14 protein-coding genes are annotated in these 14996 nt (G+C 72.1%); 7 read left to right on the top strand and 7 right to left on the bottom strand.

Going from position 1 to position 14996, the window contains the following annotated elements; all coding sequences use genetic code 11:
* Nucleotides 1-5 precede the first annotated feature (5 nt).
* Nucleotides 6-854, bottom strand: coding sequence for a methyltransferase domain-containing protein (locus IT780_RS39045; RefSeq protein WP_199516919.1), 849 nt, complete (start codon nt 852-854; stop codon nt 6-8).
* Between the two features lie 206 nt (nt 855-1060).
* On the opposite strand from IT780_RS39045, the gene IT780_RS39040 reads away from it, so the two are divergent.
* Nucleotides 1061-2815, top strand: a complete 1755-nt coding sequence (locus tag IT780_RS39040; RefSeq protein WP_307831622.1) for a glycoside hydrolase family 6 protein — start codon at nt 1061-1063, stop codon at nt 2813-2815.
* A 55-nt stretch (nt 2816-2870) separates the two neighbouring features.
* Here the strand turns inward: IT780_RS39040 and IT780_RS43620 are convergent, their stop codons facing one another.
* Together IT780_RS43620 and IT780_RS39035 are read right to left on the bottom strand one after the other, a co-directional pair.
* The gene (locus IT780_RS43620; RefSeq protein ID WP_423436694.1) at nt 2871-2978 is read right to left on the bottom strand and encodes an MFS transporter small subunit; all 108 of its coding nucleotides are present in this window, start codon (nt 2976-2978) and stop codon (nt 2871-2873) included.
* Nucleotides 2975-4360 carry an OFA family MFS transporter gene (locus IT780_RS39035; protein ID WP_199516918.1) on the bottom strand — a complete coding sequence of 462 codons (1386 nt, stop codon included), beginning with the start codon at nt 4358-4360 and terminating at the stop codon, nt 2975-2977. Before IT780_RS39035 ends, IT780_RS43620 begins: the two co-directional genes overlap by 4 nt.
* A gap of 102 nt (nt 4361-4462) precedes the next feature.
* On the opposite strand from IT780_RS39035, the gene IT780_RS39030 reads away from it, so the two are divergent.
* Both IT780_RS39030 and IT780_RS39025 read left to right on the top strand, forming a co-directional pair.
* Entirely contained in the window at nt 4463-5011 is a 549-nt protein-coding gene (locus IT780_RS39030; protein WP_199516917.1) for an RNA polymerase sigma factor, read from the top strand.
* A complete protein-coding gene (locus tag IT780_RS39025; protein ID WP_199516916.1) occupies nt 5008-5808 on the top strand; it encodes a hypothetical protein in 801 nt (266 codons plus the stop codon). The genes IT780_RS39030 and IT780_RS39025 overlap by 4 nt, the downstream gene beginning before the upstream one ends.
* A gap of 7 nt (nt 5809-5815) precedes the next feature.
* Here the strand turns inward: IT780_RS39025 and IT780_RS39020 are convergent, their stop codons facing one another.
* Complete coding sequence (locus IT780_RS39020) at nt 5816-8329, bottom strand: LamG-like jellyroll fold domain-containing protein (RefSeq protein ID WP_199516915.1); 2514 nt, start codon at nt 8327-8329, stop codon at nt 5816-5818.
* Between the two features lie 237 nt (nt 8330-8566).
* Between IT780_RS39020 and IT780_RS39015 the strand changes: the two genes are divergently transcribed.
* Nucleotides 8567-9235 (top strand): copper homeostasis protein CutC, encoded by a 669-nt coding sequence (locus tag IT780_RS39015; RefSeq protein ID WP_307831621.1) that lies wholly within the window; start codon nt 8567-8569, stop codon nt 9233-9235.
* Here the strand turns inward: IT780_RS39015 and IT780_RS39010 are convergent.
* On the bottom strand, nt 9207-9395 hold the full coding sequence (locus IT780_RS39010; protein WP_199516913.1) for a hypothetical protein: 189 nt from the start codon (nt 9393-9395) through the stop codon (nt 9207-9209). The genes IT780_RS39015 and IT780_RS39010 overlap by 29 nt on opposite strands.
* 51 nt (nt 9396-9446) lie before the next feature.
* On the bottom strand, nt 9447-10817 hold the full coding sequence (locus tag IT780_RS39005; protein WP_199516912.1) for a UDP-glucose dehydrogenase family protein: 1371 nt from the start codon (nt 10815-10817) through the stop codon (nt 9447-9449).
* A 128-nt stretch (nt 10818-10945) separates the two neighbouring features.
* Between IT780_RS39005 and IT780_RS43370 the strand changes: the two genes are divergently transcribed.
* From IT780_RS43370 to IT780_RS38990, 3 genes are read left to right on the top strand one after another with little or no spacing between them, the layout of a single operon-like run.
* Nucleotides 10946-12466, top strand: coding sequence for a diguanylate cyclase domain-containing protein (locus IT780_RS43370; RefSeq protein ID WP_307831620.1), 1521 nt, complete (start codon nt 10946-10948; stop codon nt 12464-12466).
* A gap of 57 nt (nt 12467-12523) precedes the next feature.
* On the top strand, nt 12524-13252 hold the full coding sequence (locus tag IT780_RS38995; protein ID WP_199516911.1) for a ThuA domain-containing protein: 729 nt from the start codon (nt 12524-12526) through the stop codon (nt 13250-13252).
* Nucleotides 13252-14331 (top strand): Gfo/Idh/MocA family protein, encoded by a 1080-nt coding sequence (locus IT780_RS38990; protein WP_199516910.1) that lies wholly within the window; start codon nt 13252-13254, stop codon nt 14329-14331. The genes IT780_RS38995 and IT780_RS38990 overlap by 1 nt, the downstream gene beginning before the upstream one ends.
* Before the next feature lie 94 nt (nt 14332-14425).
* On the opposite strand, the gene IT780_RS38985 is transcribed toward IT780_RS38990, so the two are convergent.
* On the bottom strand, nt 14426-14950 hold the full coding sequence (locus tag IT780_RS38985) for a 2'-5' RNA ligase family protein (protein WP_199516909.1): 525 nt from the start codon (nt 14948-14950) through the stop codon (nt 14426-14428).
* Nucleotides 14951-14996 lie beyond the last annotated feature (46 nt).

The following is a 14996-nucleotide window of genomic DNA, read 5'->3' as shown; positions in this document are numbered from 1 at the left end:
GTTCCTCAGGGGCGGACGGCGGCCAGGTGAACGTACGCGGAGGTGCGGCGCGTCGGCTCTCTGCGGGCGACCAGCTCCCGGATGTACGCCTCCAGCCGCCGCTGTTCCTCCGGCGTGAGCGCGGCCGCCATCGCCTCGGCGTACGTGGGCGCCAGCGGGTTGGGCGCGGTGTGCCGCAGCGCCTCCCAGTCGGCGATCGGCGGCCCTGCCACGTCGGCCTCCGCGCGGTAGTCCATGACGACGTCGCGGAACCCCGCCTCCCGGACCAGCCGCAGCAGGTCCCGCTCGTCGAAGTCCACCATGGCCTCGACCACCGGGTACGCCGCGACGACCCGGGCCGCCAGCTCCGCCACGGGCGTCAGGTCCAGCCCGAACAGGCGCCCGCCGACGCCGAACCGGTTGATCGGCTCGAAGATGGACAGCCGTCCGCCGGCGCGCAGGACCCGCAGCATCTCGGCGAAGGCAGCGGCCTTGCCCGGCACGTAGATCAGCACGGACCGGGTCATGACCACGTCGACCGACGCGTCCGGCACGGCGCTCAGGTCGTCCGCGGCGGCGACCACGAAGGAGCACCGGTCGTCGCCCGCCGCGGCGCTGCGGCACGCCTCCAGCACGTCGGCGGAGATGTCGCTGAAGACGACCCGGCCGTTCGCGCCCACCCGCTCGAGCGCGCCGAAACCCAGCAGGCCCGTCCCGGTGCCCACGTCCAGCACGGTGTCGCCGGCGGCGATGCGGGCCCGGTCCAGCACCCCGTCGCGGTACGCGGCCAGCGCCGGCGCGAACCCGGCGCGGAGCCCGGCGTCACCCCCGTCGCGCCGGTGCTGCAGCCAGGCGGCCCACTTGTCCGTCGTCATCGGACCACGCTACGACCAGGGCCGGGACCCGGATCCCGCCCGCACCGGCATCGACGCCAAAAAGTTTCGCTGCCATTACGTATTGATGTCATGGGAGCGCTCCCATACTCTGAAGCCGTCGACGGGTCAGTGACACACTTCGATCCGGCGATCCCTGAGGCCGTGCCTGCCCCGGGCACAGCCACGTCTCCCAGGAGCGCTCGCGCATGAGACCTCGTCCCCACATGGTGCGCGGCCTGACAGCCGCCGCCGCCGTCACCCTCCTCACCGGCGCCGGTATAGCCGTCGCCAGCCAAGCCAGCGCCGCGGCCGGATGCCGGGTGACTTACTCGGTCAACCAGTGGAACACCGGGTTCACCGCCAACGTCTCGGTGACCAACCTCGGCGACCCGATCTCCGGCGGCTGGAACCTCGCCTGGGACTTCGCCGGCAACCAGCGCGTGACCCAGGGCTGGAGCGGCACCTTCACCCAGTCCGGCCAGCACGTGAGCGTCGCCAGCCCGTCGTACGCGAACAACCTCGCCACGAACGCGTCGGCCTCGTTCGGCTTCAACGCCGACTACTCGGGCACCAACGCCGCGCCGACGGTGTTCACGCTCAACGGCACGCAGTGCACGGGACAGGTTCCCACCTCGCCCGGCACGCCGTCGAACCCGAGCACGCCGCCGTCCAACCCGAGCACGCCGCCCAGCGGCCCGACCAGCCCGCCGCCGGCCGGCACCAAGGTCGACAACCCGTACGCGGGTGCCAAGGGCTACGTCAACCCGGAGTGGAAGGCCAAGGCGGACGCGGAGCCGGGCGGCAGCCGGGTCTCCAGCAACCCGACCGCCGTGTGGCTGGACCGGATCGCCGCGATCGAGGGCACCAGCGACTCGAGCTCCAACGGCGCGATGGGCCTGCGCGACCACCTGGACGCCGCCCTTGCCCAGGGCGCCGGCTACATCCAGCTGGTCATCTACAACCTGCCCGGCCGTGACTGCTCGGCGCTGGCCTCCAACGGCGAGCTGGGCGTCAACGACCTGCCGCGGTACAAGTCGGAGTACATCGACCCGATCGCCGCGATCGAGGGCGACGCGAAGTACAAGAACCTGCGCATCATCAACGTGGTCGAGATCGACTCGCTGCCGAACCTGGTGACCAACACCAACGTGGCCACCTGCGCCACGATGAAGTCCAACGGCGGCTACGTGCAGGGCGTCGGGTACGCGCTGAACAAGCTCGGCGCGATCTCCAACGTCTACAACTACGTCGACGCCGCGCACCACGGCTGGATCGGCTGGGACACGAACTTCGGTCCGACCGCGGACATCATGCTCGAAGCCGCCAAGGCCTCCGGCAACGTGAAGAACGTGACCGGCTTCATCACCAACACGGCCAACTACTCGGCGCTCACCGAGCCGTACTTCACGATCAACACCAACGTGAACGGCACCTCGGTGCGGCAGTCCAAGTGGGTCGACTGGAACTACTACGTCGACGAGCTGACGTTCGCCCAGGCGTTCCGGCAGAAGCTGGTCCAGGTCGGCTTCGACTCCGGCATCGGCATGCTGATCGACACCTCCCGCAACGGCTGGGGCGGCGCCAACCGGCCCGCCGCGGCGAGCACCTCCACCAACGTCGACACCTTCGTCAACCAGTCGCGCATCGACCGCCGGATCCACGCCGGCAACTGGTGCAACCAGGACGGCGCGGGCCTCGGCGAGCGGCCGCGGGCCAACCCGGCCACCGGCATCGACGCCTACGTCTGGGTCAAGCCCCCGGGCGAGTCGGACGGCTCGAGCAGCCTGATCCCGAACGACGAGGGCAAGGGCTTCGACCGGATGTGCGACCCGACCTACACCGGCAACGAGCGCAACGGCAACAACGCGACGGGCGCCCTGCCCAACGCGCCGATCTCCGGAGCGTGGTTCTCCGCGCAGTTCCGCCAGCTGATGGCGAACGCGTACCCGCCGCTCTCCTGATCGACTGAGCACGAAGAGGCGGCCCGGCATCACGCCGGGCCGCCTTTGCGTGTGCCTACTGGAACAGCTTGGCGGCGGTGATCGCCGTCTGGATCACGCCGTACCCGAGAAGCACGGTGACCAGCGCCCAGGAGAGCGCGATGCGGACCGGCGAGGTCTTCATGCGACCGCCTCCTCCTTCTCCGGCTGCTCGTGGAAGCGGGCGGGCACCGGCTGCACGAGCAGGTTGGCGACGAATCCGACGGCCAGGATCGCGACCATCGTGAACAGCGCCGGCTGGTACGCCGACGAGGTGAGCGTGCCCGGCTTGCCCTGCGCGTCGAGGAAGCCGTTGACGATCAGCGGGCCGGCGACGCCCGCGGCGGACCAGGCGGTGAGCAGGCGGCCGTGGATGGCGCCCACCTGGTACGTGCCGAACAGGTCCCGCAGGTACGCCGGCACGGTCGCGAACCCGCCGCCGTAGAAGGACAGGATCACGCCGGCCAGCACCACGAACAGGCCGACCGCGGTGTGCCCGACGCTGGCCAGCAGCGCGTACAGGATCATGCCGACGCCCAGGTAGAGCAGGTAGATGCGCTTGCGGCCGAGGACGTCGGAGGTCGTCGACCAGACGAAGCGCCCGGCCATGTTGAACAGCGAGAGCACCCCGACGAAGCCCGACGCGGCCGCCACGGCCACCGCCGACTTGCCGTCCGAGCCGCGGAAGAAGTCCTGGATCATCGGGCTGGCCTGCTCGAGGATGCCGATCCCGGCGGTCACGTTGCAGAACAGCACGACCCACAGCAGCCAGAAGCTGCGCGTCCTGATCGCGTTGGCGGCCGACACGCTGGCGGTGGTGATCAGCGCCTTCTCCTTGACCGAGGCCGGGTGGAAGCCGTCCGGCAGCCAGCCGTCGGCGGGTACGCGCATGTTGAGCACGCCGAACATCATGACGACGAAGTAGCCGATGCCCAGTGTCAGGAACAGCGCCACGAGCGCGCCGCCGGAGGCCACCGACGTCGACACGTTGGGGTCGTAGCCCGCGTCGTAGTACGACAGCAGCTGCCGCGACAGCGGGCTGGCGATCAGCGCGCCGCCGCCGAAGCCCATGATGGCCAGGCCGGTCGCGAGGCCGGGGCGGTCCGGGAACCACTTGATCAGCGTGGACACCGGGGAGATGTAGCCGATGCCCAGGCCGATGCCGCCGAGCACGCCGTACCCGAGGTAGACCAGCCACAACTGCTTCGTGCTGATGCCGAGCGCGGCGACCAGGAAGCCGGCGGTCCAGAAGCAGGCGGACACGAACATCGCCTTGCGCGGGCCGTTCGCCTCGACCCAGGTGCCGCCGACCGCCGCGGACAGGCCGAGCATGACGATGGCGATGCTGAAGATCACGCCGACCGCGGTCTGGCCGGCGTCGAAGTGCTGCACGAAGGAGTTCTTGTAGACGCTGGTGGCGTACACCTGGCCGATGCACAGGTGCACCGACAGGGCGGCCGGCGGGATCAGCCAGCGGCTGAAGCCGGGCGGCGCCACGGAGTGCTTGCGGTCGAGCGCGGACAGCATGACGGCGCCTCCCTGGGCCGATCACGGTGATCGATAGGACGCCATCATCAACCCACGCAAATATTGCCGCAACAAATAGCGGGCGGGCGGACATAAGCAGACGTGACAGCGCAGACCGAACGGCGCGACGACGACCTCGGCGACGAGGCCGGCTTCGCCGCCGCGTTCGACCGGCACTGCCGGGCCGTGTACAACCACGCGTTCCGGCTCACCGGCTCGTGGAGCGTGGCCGAGGACGTCACCCAGGCCACGTTCCTGCTCGCGTGGCGCAAACGCGGCGCCGTACGGCTCGTCGACGGCTCCGCCCTGCCGTGGCTGCTGGTCGTCGCCGGCAACTGTGCCCGTACGGAACACCGGTCTGCCCGCCGGCGCCGCGCGCTGCTGCACCGGGTGCCGTACGAGGACGAACGCGACCCGGCCGACGATGTGGCCGGCCGCCTCGACGACGAGCGCCGGATGCGCGAGGTGCTCGCGGCCGTCCGCAAGCTGCCCCGCGCCGAGCGGGAGGCCGTCGCCCTGTGTCTCTGGTCCGGCGTCTCGTACGCCGAGGCCGCCGCCGTCCTCGGCATCACGGAGGCGGCCGTCCGCTCGCGGGTCAGCCGCGCCCGGTCGCGCCTCACCGGATTCCTCGACCTCCAGGAGGAGCGATGAGCGACCTGCCCGCAGAACGCGACCTGCCGCCGGGCCGCGCGGATCGGATGCGCGACGACCTGCTGCGCGCCACCCGCGAGCGGCCCCGCCGCGCCCGCCGGTGGATGGGCGCCGCCGTCGCCACGGTTCTCACGCTGGTGGCGGCCGGCGCCGTCGTCGCCCACGTCCGCGACGAGCCCGGGGTACAGGTGCTCGCGATGGGGCCCGGCGAGCTCGACGGCACGCTGCGCCGCGCCGCGGACGAGTGCCTGGGGTGGGCCGGCCGGGACGGTGGCTTCCGCGTACGCCTCGGCTTGGGTGATCTCGCCGTGAGCGCCCGCCAGGGCGACCGGGCCGCCGTGCTGTTCCTGTCCGGCGCGGGCTACGCGGCCTGCGACTTCGTGCTCGGCGACCGGGAGTCGAGCGGCGGGATCAACGCCGAGCCGTGGGAGCACCGGGACTGGCTGCCCGGGCCGGTGCAGCGGCTGAGCCTCTCGTCGTCGGAGGCCGACGGCGGGGCGGTGTCGGTGCTGGGCCGGGTCAGCGCCCGGGTGCACCGGCTCGTGCTCGAGCACGGCCGCGGGCGGACCACCGACGCCCGGCTGCGCGACGGCGCGTTCGGCATCGTCACCCGCACCTCGGACGTCCGCGAGGACGCCGAGCTGGTCAGCTATGACGCCGCCGGCCGCGAGATAGACCGGCGGCCGCTGTTCCCCGGGCCCCGCCGGGACGAGAACTGCTGGACCGACCCGGCCGGCACGGTGATATACGGAACGCTCGGCGGGACATGTCGTCCCGCCGAGCGTTGGAACCGTTAGAGAGCGGTCAGTTGCCCGAGTCGTACAGGGCCTTGATCTCGGTGGCGGACAGGGCGCGGTCGTACAGGTGGACCTGGTCGACCGTGCCGTCGAGGTAGTCGACGGGGTTGCCGCCGTACTTGCCCCGGCCGATCACCGTGTTGCCGGTCGGCGCGGCCTGCGGCAGGCAGGCGCTGGTGCGCCCGGCCAGCTCGCCGTCGACGTAGAGGCGCAGCTCGCCCTTGACCGAGTCGCGCACGCCGGTGAGGTGGTACCAGCGGCCGGCCTCCGGCTTGACCGGGCCGAGCGCCCGGACGCCGGCGAAGCTCATCGCGAACCGCTGGTCGGCGCCGGAGTACTGCAGGAAGAAGTCGCTGGTGCTGGGACCGTCCTGGCTGACGATCGTCTGGAACGCGCCGTCGGCCTTGTCGAGCTTCACCCACGCCGACGCGGTGTAGTCCGAGGCGGTGTCGAGGATCGGCGCGCCGGTGTCGACGTACTGCGAGGAGCCGTTGAGGTCGAGGCCCTGGCCCTTCTTCGCGTCGACGTACTGCGGGCCGCCGACGAGGGTGCCGTCGTGGTCGCCGGCCGCGTCCTCGGCGGTGCCGTCGAGCGGGTAGAACGACACGCCGGTCAGGCCGGGCGTGCCGGCCGGCGGCTGCGGCACGTTGGACGCGCTGCCGTCCGCCTTGGCGATGATCTCCTGGTTGATCGCCCGGACCTGGGTGAAGTCCATCTTGGGCACCTGGCGGTCGTACGTCCAGAACCCGTTGAGCTCACCCTCCACGTCGGTGATCTGGGTGTAGATCGCCGCGCTGATACCGCACGACTGCGCCGCCGTGATGACCTTGCGCTGGTTCTCGACGTACTTGCGGGTCAGCGTCTCGGAGTCGGGCTCCATCTCGTACGCCTGCCCGGTGCCGAACCACATGTGGTTGGAGACCTTGAGGCCGTACCCGCCGTGCTCGCCGTCGATCGACACCCGGGTGGCGTCGGGCGACGGGGAGGCCGGGCCGCCGTTGTTGTACTCGTGGAAGTCGATGACGTCGCCCTTGCCCGAGTCACCCTTGGAGTTGCAGCAGTTCACGCCGCTGTGCGCGTTGACCAGGCGGCTCGGGTCCTGCTTCTTGACGTCCTCGGCGATGCGGCCGGTGGCCGTCCGGTCCCACTCGCCCCAGCCCTCGTTGAACGGGATCCAGGCGATGATCGAGGTCCAGCTCTGGTGCTCGCGGACCATCTCGTGCAGCTCGGCCTCGAACTGGTCGCGCCACTCCGGCGGGATCGGGCCGGTGTTGGCGGCCGGCATGTCCTGCCAGACCAGCAGGCCCAGCTTGTCGGCCCAGTAGTACCAGCGGTCGGGCTCGACCTTGATGTGCTTGCGGACCGTGTTGAAGCCCATGACCTTGTGCTGCTCGAGGTCGAACTTGAGCGCCGCGTCGGTCGGGGCGGTGTTCAGGCCGTCCGGCCAGAAGCCCTGGTCCAGCGTGGACATGTTGAACAGGATCTTGCCGTTGAGCGCGATCCGCAGCTTGCCGTCCGCGCCCTTCTTCGTGCCGATCTCGCGCATGCCGAAGTAGGACTGCACGGTGTCGAGGACGCGGGTGCCGTTGAGCAGCGTCACCTCGAGGTCGTACAGGTACGGGTCGTCCGGCGTCCACGGGTGGGCGTTCGGTACGGGCACCGTGAGCTGCGTACCCGCGGCGCCGGTGACCTTGCCGACGACCTTGCCCTTGCTGCGCGCGACCGCGCGTACCTTGAGGCCCTCGCCGCGGAGGGTGTTCGCGGTGAGCTTGAGCGCCGAGGCGGACAGGTCCGGCGTCAGCTTGAGGTCGGCGATGCTGGAGGCGCCGACGGGCTCCATCCACACCGTGCGCCAGATGCCGGAGCTGCCCTGGTAGAAGATGCCGCGGTCGCCGACCCGGCGCTGCTTGCCGATGGGCTGGCCGGTGGCGTCGGTGAGGTCCTCGGCCCAGACGATGAGCTCCTGCGGGCCGGTCTTGACCAGCGCGTCCGTGACGTCGACGTCGAAGCCGTCGTAGCCGCCGCGGTGGGTCGCGACCTGCTTGCCGTTGACGAAGATCTTCGAGTCGTAGTCGATCGCGCCGAAGTGCATCAGCAGGCGCTGCCCCCGGCCGACCTTCCAGTCCGACGGGACGGTGAACGTGCGCCGGTACCACATGCGGTCCTCGTGGCGCTCGATGCCGGACAGCGCCGACTCGATCGGGTACGGCACCAGCACGCGCTCGCCGAGCGACTGGCCGGCGGGTACGGCCTGACCGGTCTCGGCCTTGGCGAACTCCCAGACGCCGTTGAGGTTCTGCCAGCGGCTGCGCACCAGCTGCGGGCGCGGGTACTCGGGCAGGGCGTTGTCGGGACCCACGGCCGCGGTCCAGGGGGTGGCGATCGGCGGGACGCCCTTGTGCCAGGTGGGCTCGGCGGCCGCGGCGGCGGGCGCGGCGCCGGGTGCGGCGGCTCCCACGGCCAGGAGGGTGACGGCTGCCACTGTTATGGCGTGCCGCCGGCGGGTCCGGGGTCTGTTCACGCGCGTGGTCCCTTCGGAGCGGAAGTGACGCGGGCAGCGCAGATCGACACCCCACGGTGGACGATGGGCATCACCGCGAGGCGTGTCAGTGGACCACCCATGAGCTCACACATTTCAACAAGGTTGCTCAGGTAACGTCAAGATTTCGTGCGAAGAACTTCGATGCTTCGACACTTTCCAACATGGACGCGCACCACTGAGCGTTCGTCGTTCAGCTCGGTGTGCGACGATGCCGCCGTGCCGGAATCGATCTTGGAAGTCATCGCGCTCGACGTCGTGGACGCGCGGGCCGCGCGCGACGGCGGCGCCGACCGGGTCGAGCTGGTCGCCGACATGAGCCGGCAGGGCCTCACGCCCGCCGTCGAGACCTTCGTGCAGGTCCGGCAGGTCGCCGGCCTCGCGGTCCGGGTCATGCTGCGCAGCCACGACGGGTACGCCCTCAGCGACGCGCCCGCCCTCACCCGGGCCGCGGCCGAGCTGCGCGACGCCGGCGCGGACGAGTTCGTGCTCGGGTTCCTCGACGCCGCCGGCGCGGTCGACGTGGCCGCCGTCGAGGCGGTGCTCGGCGCGATCGACGGCTGCCGCTGGACGTTCCACCGGGCGCTGGACCACGCCGCCGACCGCGTCGCCGCGTGGGAGGCGCTGCGGGGTCTGCCCGGGCTCGACTTCGTGCTGACCGGCGGCGGCCCCGGGGGCGTCGGCGCCGGGCTCGCGACGCTGTGCGCCGAGGCCGGGCGCACCCCGCGCGTGCTGGCCGGGGGCGGATTGCGGCCGCACCACGTCGCGCCGCTGGCCGCCGCCGGCGTCGACGCCTTCCACACCGGGGGCGCCGTACGCCCGGACGGCCGCTGGGACGCCCCGGTGGACGCGGCGCTGGTCAGGGCGTGGCGCGACCTCCTGCCGTGACCGGGCCGCCGGGTCCGTCCGCGGCGCCGGCGGCCGGCGGGATGTACACGACGACCTGCGGCATCTCCGGCGCCGACGCCTGCAGCCGGACGGCGACGAGGCCGGCGGCGAGCAGCAACGCCGCCAATCCCGCGGTGAGGACGTGAACGGTGAATCGCATGCGGCGCAGAATGGCACCGCGATGTCAGGAACCTGTGCGGTTCCGGCCGGCTCAGTGTGAGCCGGAGACCGACAGGTAGCGGTAACCCAGCCGGGTGAGCCGCTGCGGGTCCAGGATGTGCCGGCCGTCCAGCACGACCGGCGTCCGCATGAGCCCGGCGAACTTGCCCCAGTCCAGGTCCTGGTACTGCGCCCACTCGGTCACCAGCACCACCGCGTCGCTGTCGTCGAAGACGTCCTCGACCTCGTCGGCCAGGTACGGCACCAGGTCCGGCTGCTCGCGCCGGAACCGCTCGGCGGCCACCGGGTCGTGCACCCGGATCCGCGCGCCCCGGTCCAGCAGCATCCGGGCGATGTCCAGCGCCGGCGCGTCGCGCAGGTCGTCGGTGTCCGGCTTGAACGCGAGCCCGAGCAGCCCGATCCGGCGGCCCTTGAGAATGCGCAGCTCCTCGAGCAGCCGGTCCACGACGAGGCGCCGCTGGAGCTGGTTGACCTGCCGGGCGGCGGTCACGATCGGCATCTCGTGGTGGTACTCGGCCGCCGTGGCGATCAGCGCGGCGGTGTCCTTGCCGAAGCACGAGCCGCCCCAGCCGATGCCCGGTTGCAGGAACCGCGGCCCGATCCGCGCGTCCAGCCCGATGCCCCGGGTGACCTGGGTGATGTCCGCGCCGACCCGGCCGGCGAGCTGGCCGATCTCGTTCGCGAAGCTGATCTTGAGGGCGAGGAAGGCGTTGGCCGCGTACTTGATCAGCTCGGCGGAGGCCAGGTCGGTGGAGACCATCGGCACCGCGCCCAGCTCGCCCGGGCGCGGCAGGTACGTCGGCGGGGTGAAAGTCTGGTTCAGCAGGGTGCGGTAGAGGCGGTTGAGCACGTCGAGGCTGCGGGGGTTGTCCGAGCCCACGACCACCCGGTCGGGGTACAGGGTGTCCTGGATCGCGGCGCCCTGGCGCAGGAACTCCGGGTTCGAGGCGACCGAGAACTCGCCGTCGCTGCGCCGCTCGTGCGTACGCTCGAACGACTCCCGCAGGATCGAGTCGACCCAGTTGCTGCTGCCGATCGGCACGGTCGACTTGTTCACCACGACCGTGAACTCGCCGGCGATGTGCTTCCCGACGCTCTCCGCGGCCGAGCGCAGGTAGGTGAGATCCGGGTTGCCGTCGGGCAGCGAGGGGGTCTGCACGGCGATGAACACGACGTCGGCGTCCGGCACCGCCGCGCTGTAGTCGGTCGTGAACGTGAGCCGGTCGGCCGAGTCCACCAGCAGCGCGTCCATGTGCGGCTCGTAGATGGGCGAGCGCCCGGAGGCGAGCAGGTCGACCTTGGCCTGGTCGAGGTCGACGCAGGTGACGTCGTGGCCGAGGAACGCCAGGCAGACACCCGTGGTGAGGCCCACATAGCCGGTGCCGACGACGCACACCCTCATGTCGTACTCCCTCTCGTGGTTGCCGGGCGCACGCGTGCCCGGATCCTGGAACGGTAATCCGTCGTGTCTCGCACCACGGCGCCGCCCGGATGCTCAGGCGCGTCGCCCGGCTGCCGATCCTTGGGTCCGTGACGGTCGGCAGCGAGATGCGTACGGGTGGTGGCGACCTCACCCTGTCCGCATCCCCGCTCGCCCTCGACGAGCAGACCCGGCTGCTGGCCGACCTCGTGGAGGTCATGACCCGCGACATCCCCTCGCTGGGCCACATCCTGGGGATCATCGACCGCCGGCTCAGCGACCCGTGCGGGATGACCGCGGCGACCGTCTTCACGCTCGACCCCGACGACGGCAGCCTGCGCCCCGCCGCCACCATCGGCTCGCCCGCCGGCGACGACCTGCGCATCGCGGGCCGGGTCTTCCGGGTCTCCGCCGGCGCCCCGCCCGTGCAGGTCGGCGATCGTACGGCCATCCGCCTGCGCATCGGCGGGCAGACCGTGGGCGTGCTCGTGCTCACCGGCACGGCCCTGGAGCACCTGCGCCCGGAGACCGCCGCCGGTACGGCCCTGCAGGTCGCGGCCACCCTCCAGGTGCTCTCCGCGGAGGTGCACCAGCAGTTCACCACCCGCGCCAACGCCACGATCCGCAGCCTCTTCGAGGAGGGCTCGACGGCCACCTCGGTCGAGGCCGCCGGGATGCTGCTCGCCAAGGCCACCGGGGAGGCGTTCCGTACCGAGTACGCCGCCGTGCACCTCATCGGCCCCGACAACACCATCCGGTACGTCGGCGGGGTCGGCCTGAACGAGGACGTGAGCGCCCGGCTGCGCGGGAACCTGCTGGGCAAGCTGGCCACGGACTCGCCGGTGTGGAAGGCGATGATGGCCACCAACGGGCCGGTGCTCGTCGGCGACGCCACCCAGGGCGAGTTCCGCCACGGCGGCTTCGTCGAGACGCTGCAGCTGCGCTCGTTCCTGTCCATGCCCCTGCTGTCGGCGGCCGGACCGGTCGGCGTGGTGATGTGCGGCGACTCCAGCGGCCCGCGCGCGTGGACCAGCCGGGACCAGACGCTGGCCCGCCAGGTCGCCATGGAGGGCGCGCTGATCGTCGACAGCGCCCGCATGCGCCAGCAGGAACAGATGCACGTCGCCGAGCTGACCCGGCAGGCGTACCACGACGCGCTCACCGGGCTGCCGAACCGTACCCACCTGCTGGACCGCGCCGAGCGGGAGGTCGACATCGCGATGGCCACCGGCGGCCGGATCGCGCTGCTCCTGCTGGACCTGGACGGCTTCAAGCGGGTCAACGACACCGTCGGGCACCACGCCGGCGACGCCCTGCTGCAGGCCGTCGGCCAGCGGCTGCAGGCGGCCGTACGGGACAACGACGTCGTCGCGCGGCTGGGCGGGGACGAGTTCGCGATCCTGCTGACCCGCAACCCGGACGAGACGTCGGCCGCCGCGATCGCCGGGCGCATCCACGAGCGGCTGCGGCAGCCGTACGACATCGACGGCGGCAAGGTGCACGTCGGCGCCAGCATCGGCATCGCGCTGTTCCCGTCCGACGCCGGCGACATGGCCACCCTGATGCGCGGCGCCGACGCGGCGATGTACCAGGCCAAGCGCAACGGCGGCGGGGTACGCCTGGCCGCCTGACGGGCCGCTCCCGGGAATCGTCGATACGCTTCGACGATCGAACGGGAGGAGACTGCTGTGCCGCCGATCCGGGTCACGGTATGGGGCGAGAACCGGCACGAGCGCGCCGAGGAGCACGTCCGCGCGATCTATCCGGCCGGGATGCACGAGACGATCGCCGCCGGGTTGCGCGAACACCTCGACGGCGAGATCCGTACGGCCACCCTCGACGAGCCGGAGCACGGCCTCACCGAGGACGTGCTCGCCGCCACGGACGTGCTGACCTGGTGGGGCCACGCCGCGCACGACGAGGTGTCCGACGAGGTCGCCGAGCGGGTACGCCGGCACGTGCTCGCCGGCATGGGCCTGGTCGCGCTGCACTCCGCGCACTGGTCCAAGGTCTTCACCGGCCTCATGGGCACCACGTGCACCCTGCGCTGGCGCAACGAGCACGACCGCGAGCTGATCTGGACCGTGGACCCCACCCATCCCATCGCGCAGGGCGTCCCGCAGCCGCTGGTCATCGACGAGGACGAGATGTACGGCGAGTTCTTCGACGTTCCCCCGCCCGACGAGCTCGTCTTCATCAGCTCGTTCAGCGGCGGCGAGGTGTTCCGCAGCGGCTGCACCTGGCGCCGCGGGCACGGCCGCATCTTCTACTTCCGCCCCGGTGACCAGGACTACCCCACCTACCACCATCCGGACGTGCGCCGGGTCATCGCCAACGGCGTACGGTGGGCCCGCAGCGACCGCCCCGGCCGCGACCTGCCGGCGCTGCGCCGCCACGCGACCGGGGACTTCACCTGATGGCGCTCCCGGTCGTCCTGGCCGGCGCCGGCGCGATGGGCCGGGCGTGGCTCGCCGCGATCGCCGCCGACCCGGCCGTCGAGCTCACCGGCGTGGCCGACCTCGACCTCGGCACGGCCCGGCGCGCGGCCCCCGGCCTGCCGGTCGGCACCGACGTGGTGGCGCTGGCCGCGCAGACCGGCGCGCGGGCCGTGATCGACGTGACCGTCCCGGAGGCGCACCACCCCGTGACCACGGCCGCGCTCCTCGCCGGCCTCCCCGTGCTCGGCGAGAAACCCGCCGCCGACACGCTCGCCCGGGCCCTGTCGCTGTGTGCGGCGTCCGAGGTGAGCGGGCAGCTGTTCATGGTCAGCCAGTCCCGGCGCTGGAACCCCCGGCTGTTCCGGCTCCGCGCGATGACCGCGCGGCTGGGCGGCGTCGCCTCGGCCGGCACGGACTTCTTCCGCGCGCCGCACTTCGGCGGCTTCCGCGAGCAGATGGCCCAGCCGCTGCTCACCGACATGGCCGTCCACGCCTTCGACGCCGCCCGGTTCGTGCTCGCCGCCGAACCGGTCGAGGTCAGCTGCCGGACCTGGAACCCGTCGTGGAGCTGGTACGCCGGGGACGCCTGCGCGGCCGCCGTCTTCGAGATGACCGGCGGCGCCCGCTACGTTTACCACGGCAGCTGGTGCACGCCCGGCTCCGAGACGTCGTGGAACGGCATGTGGCGGATCAACGGCGAGCACGGCACGGCGACGTGGGACGGCGAGAACGAGCCGGCCGGGCCCGCGGCCGACGAGCCGGCCGGGCCGGCGGTGGACGGGCCGGTGCCGCCGTACGAGGGGATCGCGGGCGCGCTGCGGGTCTTCGCCGACGCGCTGGCGACCGGGACCACCCCGATGGGCGAGATCCACGAGAACGTGCCGAGCCTGGCGATGGTGGAAGCGGCGATCCACTCCAGCGACCGCGGCCGCCCGGTGACGATCGGCGAGGTGCTGGACGACGCGTACGCGCAGGCGGTGACCGGGGAGCAGCATCCGGACGTCCGGGCCGCACTGCGCGGCTGGCCGTCCGCCCGGGACCGGCTAGGGCTCGGCTGACCGGCGGGCGACCAGGTACGCGGCTTGTGCTCCAGCTCGTCGCGCAGCGCCTCGTCGTACGCCCGCGCCACCGTGTCGTACGTGCGCCGTACGCTCACCGCGCCACCGCCTGCAGCGGGTGCGAGATGTCGTTCGCGTGGTCCGTGACGGCGGCGCCGACGACCTGTGCGCGTACGGGAAGAATCTCCAGGCAGCGGCGGACGGCCGCGCCCATCACGGGGTTGGGCACGCGCATCGAGACCGTGCAGTGCGGCACCCACCGCCCGGGCCGGTAATGGTCCCAGACCTCGACCCCGGCCGCGGCCAGCCGGTCGTGGACCGCCCGGTGATGCGCGAGCAGCTCCTCGGTGACGGTGACGCCCAGCCACAGCACGCGCCCGACGAACTGACCGGCGAAGTCCAGGTCGAGGGTCAGCCCGCGGCCGACCTCCATGCCCCGCAGCGCGGCGGCGATGGTCTCCGGCGGCAGCGTGCGCGCGGCGGCGAGGGACACGTGCGGGCGGTGGCGCTCGTGCAGCGACGCCATGGTCGGGACGCCCTCGGATTCCAGGGCCTGCCACAGCGTGCGGATGCGCCGGGTGGCGTCGACGTCCAGGTAGAGCTCGAGTGCGGCGACCACCGCCACACCGTACCGGCGGGCCGCGCGCCCGGTGAGGACGCGCGGC

Origin of the sequence: Nucisporomicrobium flavum, from assembly GCF_016464385.1 — a bacterium.
In the GTDB taxonomy this organism is placed as follows: Bacteria; Actinomycetota; Actinomycetes; order Mycobacteriales; family Micromonosporaceae; genus Actinoplanes; species Actinoplanes flavus_A.
Note: the sequence above shows the minus strand (reverse complement) of the source record. Positions and strands in the feature narration are given on the sequence as shown.

What these genes read in the sequence shown, in the direction of transcription:
- IT780_RS39045 (WP_199516919.1), bottom strand. Translation starts at nt 854, where the DNA reads ATGACGACGGACAAGTGGGCCGCCTGGCTGCAGCACCGGCGCGACGGG.
- IT780_RS39040 (WP_307831622.1), top strand. Translation starts at nt 1,061, where the DNA reads ATGAGACCTCGTCCCCACATGGTGCGCGGCCTGACAGCCGCCGCCGCC.
- IT780_RS43620 (WP_423436694.1), bottom strand. Translation starts at nt 2,978, where the DNA reads ATGAAGACCTCGCCGGTCCGCATCGCGCTCTCCTGGGCGCTGGTCACC.
- IT780_RS39035 (WP_199516918.1), bottom strand. Translation starts at nt 4,360, where the DNA reads ATGCTGTCCGCGCTCGACCGCAAGCACTCCGTGGCGCCGCCCGGCTTC.
- IT780_RS39025 (WP_199516916.1), top strand. Translation starts at nt 5,008, where the DNA reads ATGAGCGACCTGCCCGCAGAACGCGACCTGCCGCCGGGCCGCGCGGAT.
- IT780_RS39010 (WP_199516913.1), bottom strand. Translation starts at nt 9,395, where the DNA reads ATGCGATTCACCGTTCACGTCCTCACCGCGGGATTGGCGGCGTTGCTG.
- IT780_RS39005 (WP_199516912.1), bottom strand. Translation starts at nt 10,817, where the DNA reads ATGAGGGTGTGCGTCGTCGGCACCGGCTATGTGGGCCTCACCACGGGT.
- IT780_RS38990 (WP_199516910.1), top strand. Translation starts at nt 13,252, where the DNA reads ATGGCGCTCCCGGTCGTCCTGGCCGGCGCCGGCGCGATGGGCCGGGCG.